Source organism: Kitasatospora sp. NPDC047058 (assembly GCF_040643935.1).
Lineage (GTDB): Bacteria > Actinomycetota > Actinomycetes > Streptomycetales > Streptomycetaceae > Kitasatospora.
In genome coordinates this window covers 1-6,725 of the sequence record NZ_JBEYVJ010000359.1, presented here as the reverse complement: position 1 = coordinate 6,725, position 6,725 = coordinate 1, and the positions used below count along the sequence as shown (strand labels likewise).

Annotated in this window: 5 protein-coding genes; 1 reads left to right on the top strand and 4 read right to left on the bottom strand. The window is 72.5% G+C overall.

Annotated elements, in window-relative coordinates:
- Positions 1–190: 190 nt before the first annotated feature.
- The gene (locus tag ABZ885_RS32725) at positions 191–1,231 is read left to right on the top strand and encodes a CorA family divalent cation transporter (RefSeq protein ID WP_360196752.1); all 1,041 of its coding nucleotides are present in this window, start codon (positions 191–193) and stop codon (positions 1,229–1,231) included.
- 34 nt (positions 1,232–1,265) lie between these two features.
- Here ABZ885_RS32725 and ABZ885_RS32720 read toward each other — a convergent pair whose 3' ends face one another.
- The 4 genes from ABZ885_RS32720 to ABZ885_RS32705 all read right to left on the bottom strand — a co-directional run.
- The gene (locus ABZ885_RS32720; RefSeq protein ID WP_360196749.1) at positions 1,266–2,270 is read right to left on the bottom strand and encodes a magnesium and cobalt transport protein CorA; all 1,005 of its coding nucleotides are present in this window, start codon (positions 2,268–2,270) and stop codon (positions 1,266–1,268) included.
- A 245-nt stretch (positions 2,271–2,515) separates the two neighbouring features.
- Positions 2,516–3,445: a serine/threonine-protein kinase gene (locus tag ABZ885_RS32715; RefSeq protein ID WP_360196746.1), complete on the bottom strand. Its 930-nt coding sequence runs from the start codon at positions 3,443–3,445 to the stop codon at positions 2,516–2,518.
- Complete coding sequence (locus ABZ885_RS32710; protein WP_360196743.1) at positions 3,442–5,346, bottom strand: ABC transporter ATP-binding protein; 1,905 nt, start codon at positions 5,344–5,346, stop codon at positions 3,442–3,444. The genes ABZ885_RS32715 and ABZ885_RS32710 overlap by 4 nt, the downstream gene beginning before the upstream one ends.
- Positions 5,347–5,653: 307 nt before the next feature.
- Positions 5,654–6,725: CapA family protein (locus ABZ885_RS32705; RefSeq protein ID WP_360196740.1), on the bottom strand; the 1,072-nt coding region annotated here is incomplete at its 5' end.

Here is a 6,725-nt window from a genome sequence, read left to right as displayed (position 1 = left end):
CCCCCGGGGCCCCCCCCCCCCCCCCGCCGTTCGACCGGCGCCACCCGACGTGCAGGCCGACCTGCGCCCCTTGCCCTGCCGGGCCGGAAATTCCGGCCGAAGCGGAGGAACATCACTGGTGTGAGGCGCGTCGGTGAGCCGCGCCGCCGGTGGCCGGCCGGCGGCCCGGCGGGACGCAAGGAGGACGGTCATGATCGTGGACTGCGCGCACTACCAGGACGGGCGCCGGCAGCACGAGGGCGCGATGCCGCTGGAGCAGGCGGCCGCGCACGCCGGGCAGGGCGGATTCGTCTGGCTCGGCGTCTTCGAACCCGGTCCCGAGGAGCTGGCCAGCGTCCAGGAGAGCTTCGGACTGCACGAACTGGCCGTCGAGGACGCCCAGGCCTTCCATCTACGGCCGAAGGCCGAGCAGTACGAGGACGGGACGGAGCTGATCATCCTTCGCACCGCACGCTACGACGACGAGCGGGAGGAGATCGACACCGGCGAGATCAGCGTCTTCCTCGCCGAACACTTCGTGATCACCATCCGCCAGGGCATCGCCAGCGAGCTGACCGGCGCCCGGAGCCGCCTCGAACGCCGTCCTGAACTGCTGCGGGCCGGCAGCGCCGCCACGCTGTGGGCGATCCTCGACCAGGTCGTCGACGGCTACGCGCCCGTCGTGGCGGAGCTCGACCGGGACATCGAGCAGATCGAGGCGACCGTGTTCGCCGGGGCCGTCGCCCCGACCGAGCGGATCTACTCCCTGCGACGTGAGGCCACCGACTTCTACCGCGCGGTGCACCCGCTGCTCGCCGTACTCACCCGACGGCTGCAGACCGGCAGGGCGCCCGCCGAGCTCCTGCCGTACTTCCGCGACGTCCACGACCACCTGCTGCTGGTCAACGAGGAGGTCGCCGCCCAACGCGACCTGCTGGCCACCGTGCTGGAAGCGAACATCGCAGTGATCTCCGTCGAGCAGAACAAGATCAACCTTCGGCAGAGTGCCACCATGGAGCGGCTCACCGTCCTCGCATCGGTGTTCCTTCCGCTGTCCTTCGTGGTCGGCTTCTTCGGGCAGAACTTCGGGTGGCTGGTCAGCCACATCACCAGCTTCACGGCGTTCCTCGTTCTCACCCTCTGCGGGCTGCTCCTGCCGTGCGTGCTGCTCTACGTATGGCTGCACCGGCGGCACGGCCGGCCGGCGCCGCCGGTGCCGGAGGTCGGCAGCGCGACCCGCCTCAGGCCGTGATCCGCCGGTTCGGCCAGGCGGGGCCCGGCACCCGTCACAGCCAGTCGTTGCGCCGGAACGCCCGGAAGATGAACACGCAGACGGTCACGGTGAGAGCCAGCACCGCCGGGTAGCCGAACCTCCAGTGCAGCTCCGGCATGTAGTCGAAGTTCATGCCGTACACGCCCGCCGCCATGGTGGGCACCGCCGCCAGCGCCGCCCAGGCACTGATCCGGCGCATGTCCGTGTTCTGCTGCATGGACAGCCGTGCCATGCTCGCGTCCAGGATGCCGGAGATCAGCTCGTCGAAGGCGACGATCCGCTCCTTCGCCTGCGTGTGGTGGTCCGCGGCGTCCCGGAGGTAGGCGGCTATCTCGGTCGGCACCTGCGGCAGCGAACCGTCCGAGAGCCGCTGCAGCGGCACGGTCAGCGGCGCGACGGCCCGCTTGAACTCCAGCAGCTCGCGCTTGAGTTGGTAGATCCGTGCCGAGTCGTCGGTCCGCTCCGCCGAGAACACCGCGGCTTCGAGCTCCTCCACGTCCCGCTCGAAGGAGTCCGCCGCCTCCAGGTAGCCGTCCACCACGTGGTCGGCCACCGCGTGCAGCACCGCTGCCGGCCCCAGCGCCAGCAGCTCCGGCGTGGCCTCCAGGGCGCGCCGCACCCCGGTCAACGCCTTGGCGCTCCCGTGCCGCACCACGATGGCGAACCCCGGCCCGGCGAACACCATGATCTCCCCGGTGTCGACGATCTCGCTGGTCGCCGTCACCTTCTCGTGGTCGACGTAGGTGATCGTCTTCAGCACCAGGAACAGCGTGTCCCCGTAGCGCTCCAGCTTCGGCCGCTGATGCGCGCGCACCGCGTCCTCCACCGCCAGCGGGTGCAGCTCGAAGGCCGCCGCGATCTCCGCGAACTGCTCCGCGGTCGGCTCGAACAGGCCGATCCACACGAACCGGCCGTCCTTCTCGCCGATCCGCCGCAGCACGTCGGACAGCTCCACCTGCTCCGGCAGGCGCAGCCCGTCCTCGTACAACGCACAGTCCACAACGGCCCGCGCAGCCATGCCCCACCACTTCCCGTCGCCCGTGCGCGCGTCCCGTGCCCGCGTCCGGCGAGCCAACCTACCCTCCGGCCGCCGTGGTACCAAGGCCGGACGGGCCGGTCCGGCCCTGCTCCACCTGCGGTCCCTCGCCGCGGACGCGGGTACCCGGCACCCCGTGCCGCCCGGCAGGGACCGGCGCCCCTCGGCCGCCACAGCGGGTGCGCACACGAGCAACCGTTGCGGCTACGCGGTGGCCGGGCACGCCGTCACGCCCTCCGAACCGGCACACGCGGCAGCCGGGCGTCGAGGGCCGCGGTGAGCGCCCGGACCGTCGGCCGGGCGTCCGGGTCGGGCCGGAGGCAGGCGTCGATCGCCGCGGCGAGACCGGGAGGCAGGCGCCGTCGGGTCGCGACCGGTGGTGCCGCCTCCTCCAGCTGCGGGTACCAGTCGTCCGCGTCGGCGCCGGTGCCGGCACCCGTGCCGTACGGGCTGTCGCTGCCGTCGCTGCCGTCGCTGCCGTCGCTGCCGTCGACGCTCTCGCCCGGGTCGAAGGGGACGTCGCCGGTGGCGGCCTCGAACAGGGTGATGCCGATGCCCCAGACGTCCGCGGCCGGGGTGAGCGTCCCGCCGCGGGCCTGCTCCGGGGCGAGGTAGCAGAAGGTGCCGACGCCGGCGGGGCCGGGCCCCGGCGGGCGGGCGATGCTCAGGTCGAGGACCTTGGCACGGCGGCAGTCGATCACGATGTTGGAGGGCTTCAGATCGAGGTGCAGCAGGCCCTGGCCGTGCAGGTAGTGGAGGGCCGAGCACAGGTGCAGGCCGAGCTGGGCCAGGTCGTCGGCGGCCAGGCGGTGCCGGCGGCGGCGTTCGATGACGTGGGCGAGCGTCTCACCGGCGAGGGTCTCCAGTACGACGAACGGCTCCGGCGACTCGGCGGTCTCGTAGGCGCGGACCAGGTGCGGGTGGGTGAACGCCTGGAGCCAGCGGCCTTCCTGCAGCAGTCGCTCGCGCAGCCGCCGGTCGTGCCCGCGGTCCGGTCGCAGGACCTTCACCACGCACCGGCAGGCCCTCTCCTCGCTCCACGCGTCGTAGAGGTCCAGCCAGCCGGTGCGGCACAGGTGCGCGAGGACCTGGTACCCCGGCGCGACGGACGTCCCGGCCGCCAGCGGTGGCGGTGCAGGCGCCTCGACGCGGCTCATACCCACGCCTCCCCTCGTACGGCGGCGGCGGCCTTGTCCGCGAGGGTGATCCCGTCGAGGCCCACGCGTGGCAGCGCGTCGCGCGCATGGTCCGGCACACCGTTCATCCGGTCCAGCCGCGCGTAGGCGGGGCTGCGCGCGAGCAGCGTTTCGTGGCTGCCGCAGGCCGCGATCCGGCCGTCCTGCACCAGCAGGATCCGGTCGGCGTTGCGGACGGTCAGCAGGTTGTGGGAGATGATGATCGTCGTCCGGCCGGTCATCAGCAGCTGCAGCGGTCCGAGGATCCGCCGACCCGACTCGGCGTCCAGGCCGGTGGTCGGTTCGTCGAGGATGAGGACGGGGGCGTCCCGCACCATCGCGCGGGCGATCGCCAGGCGCTGGCGCTGCCCGCCGGAGAGCAGCCTGCCGTGCTGGCCGACCACGGTGTCGTAGCCGTCCGGCAGCCGGGTGATGAACTCGTGCGCGTCGGCGGCCCGGGCGGCCGCCACGACGTCCGCGTCACTGACGTCCGGCCGGCCGTAGGCGATGTTCTCCCGGACGGTGCCGTGGATGACCAGGGCCTCCTGGAGCAGCACCGCGACGTTGTCCCGCAGGTCGGCCAGGCGCAGCTCGCGCAGGTCGTGCCCGTCGATCCGGACCGACCCGACCTCGGGGTCGTAGAAGCGCAGCAGCAGCTTGGCGATCGTCGACTTCCCCGCGCCGCTCGCGCCGACCAGGGCGACGATCTCGCCCGCGTCGACGTGGAACGAGAGGTCCGAGAGCGCCCACCGGGGCGTCTGCGGGTAGCGGAAGAAGACGCCGTCGAGGGCGACGTCACCGCGCGCGCGGCCGAGCCGTCCGGGGCGCGCCGCCTCGGTGACCTGGGGACGCTGGTCGAGGAGTTCGATGATCCGCTCGGCTGCGGCGGAGGCCGAGAAGAAGGTGTTGCTGAGCCGGGACACGCCGCGGATCGGGCTGTACAGCCTGGTCAGCAGCGTCAGGAAGACCAGCAGCCCGCCCAGGGTGAGCCGCCCGTGGGCCAGCTCCCACGCGCCCAGCCCCATCACGACGAGGACGCCGAACAGCTCCAGGAGGTCCACGATCGGCGAGAACAGTGCCCGGATCCGGGTCGCCGCCATGGCGGCCCGATAGCGTCCGAGGTTCTCCCGCTCGAACCGCTGCTGTTCCCAGTCGCGCCGGTTGTAGGCCTGCACGAGGGCGATGTTGCCGAGCGTCTCCTCCGTGACCGCGCTGATCGTGCCGCTGCGCCGCCGCCGCTCCCGGGAGGCCGCCTTGACCAGGCGGGCGAACCGGCGCGTGATGAACCAGAAGAGCGGCGCCACGACCAGGGCGACCAGCGTCAGCTCCCAGCGCAGGTAGAACAGGACGGCGAGGAAGACACCCAGCTGGGTGACGTGCGCGATGGCGTTGACGATGCCGGAGAGCAGGAACGTCTCGACGGCGTCGACGTCGCCGGTCAGCCGGGCGAGGACGTCGCCGAGTCTGCGGCGCTCGAAGAACCCGAGGGACAGGCCCTGCAGGTGCCGGAACAGGTCGGATCGGAGGGTGACGAGGAAACGCTCGCTGACCCAGGTCGACGTGACCTCGTCGGCGAACCCCAGGATCCCCCCGACGACCGTCAGCCCCACGTACGCGAGGGCGATCGGTACGAAGAGGGCGAGGTTGCGGGGGACCAGCACGTCGTCGATGACGATCTTGAAGAGCCAGATGCCGGCCGCGTCGACGACGGGGGCCAGCACGACGAACACGAGCAGCAGGAACAGCCAGCGCCTGCCACCCCGGGTGTACGGCCAGAACCTCCGGAACACCTCGCGCAGGGCGACCGGCGGAGCGGCCGCGACGATCGTCTCGTCCCGGTCCGAGCCGTCACCGACGGCCACCAGCCGCCGCAGTGACCACACGCTGCGTTTCCTTGCCTCCTGGAGATGGCCGGGCACCGGTGGCGCCCGGCCCTGGACGGAGTGACGGGCTACCGTCAGTGCCGCGAGTGCGCCGAATGACGACGACGACGGCGGTGGCGACGGTGAGTCGTCTTCGAGGTCCTGGTCGGCTTCGAGGTGGTCCGCTTGCGCGGACTGCCCACCGCCGGAACCAGGCTGCTCAGCATGCCCATGGTTCCAACCTTTCTGGCACCCCCTGTCCACTGATACGCACAGGACGGCCGGGCGGTTCGATTCCCCGCGAAGATTTTTCACGGGGCGGGGATTCTCACGGGGCCATGGTCAGCCCCGCCGCCGCGGCGCCGCGGCTGAGCACGGCCGAGCGGATGTGCTCCAGCGCCCGGGCGTAGTCCGCCCGGCCGGGGTTGCGGCGGACGGCGTCCCGCAGGTCGAGGACGCGGTAGGGCGGGCCGAGATCCGTCACCTGCGGGACGAACTCGGCCTTCCGGACCGTCCAGCGCTCCCCCGGCCCGGCCGGCGGGGCGAAGGTGAACCGGGCGATCGAGCTCCAGTTGCCGCGCGGGTCCTCCGCGCCGTCGTAGGTGAACATGTGCCCGGCGAGCTGGTCGCCGAGGCCGTAGACCGTCCAGGTGTCGTCGATCTTCTCGTACGCCTGCGGGATGTGGGCGTGCGTGCCGAGGATGAGGTCGACGTCGGACCGGCCGCCGCCCTGCCCGGCGGCCAGGTCGCGGGCGAGCGTGAGCTGCTGCTCGTTCGGGGCGTCCTGCCACTCGGTGCCCCAGTGGATGCTGACCACGACGAGGTCCGCGCCGCTCTGCCGGGCGGCGCGGGCGTCGGCGAGGATGCGGTCCCGGTCGATGAGGTTCACGGCCCAGGGCTGGTCCTTCGGCAGCGGGATGCCGTTGGTGCCGTAGGTGTAGGCGAGCTGCGCCACGGTGGCGCCGCCGGCCCGGAGCAGCGCCGGCTTGCCGGCCTCGGCCGCGTCGCGGGCGGAGCCGGTGTGCGCGAGGCCCACCGCGTCCATGGCGTCGAGGGTGCGCCGGATGCCGGCCGGGCCGTCGTCGAGGGTGTGGTTGGAGGCCGTGTCGCAGGAGGTGTAGCCGGCGTCCTTGAGGGCCCGGGCGACCTGCGGCGGCGACTTGAAGGCCGGGTAGCCGGTGAAGGGGCCGCCGTCGGCGCCGTAGACGGTCTCCATGTGGCAGATGGCGAGGTCCGCGCCGCTGACCAGCGGTTTGACGCCGGCGAACATCTTGGTGAAGTCGTACCCGTCGCCGCCGGCGTCGTCCTTGGCCTGCCGGATGATCTCGGTGTGCGGCAGCAGCCGACCTCGTGCACCCCGACGACCGCGCCCTGCTGGAGCGGACCAGCGCCGAGAGCGG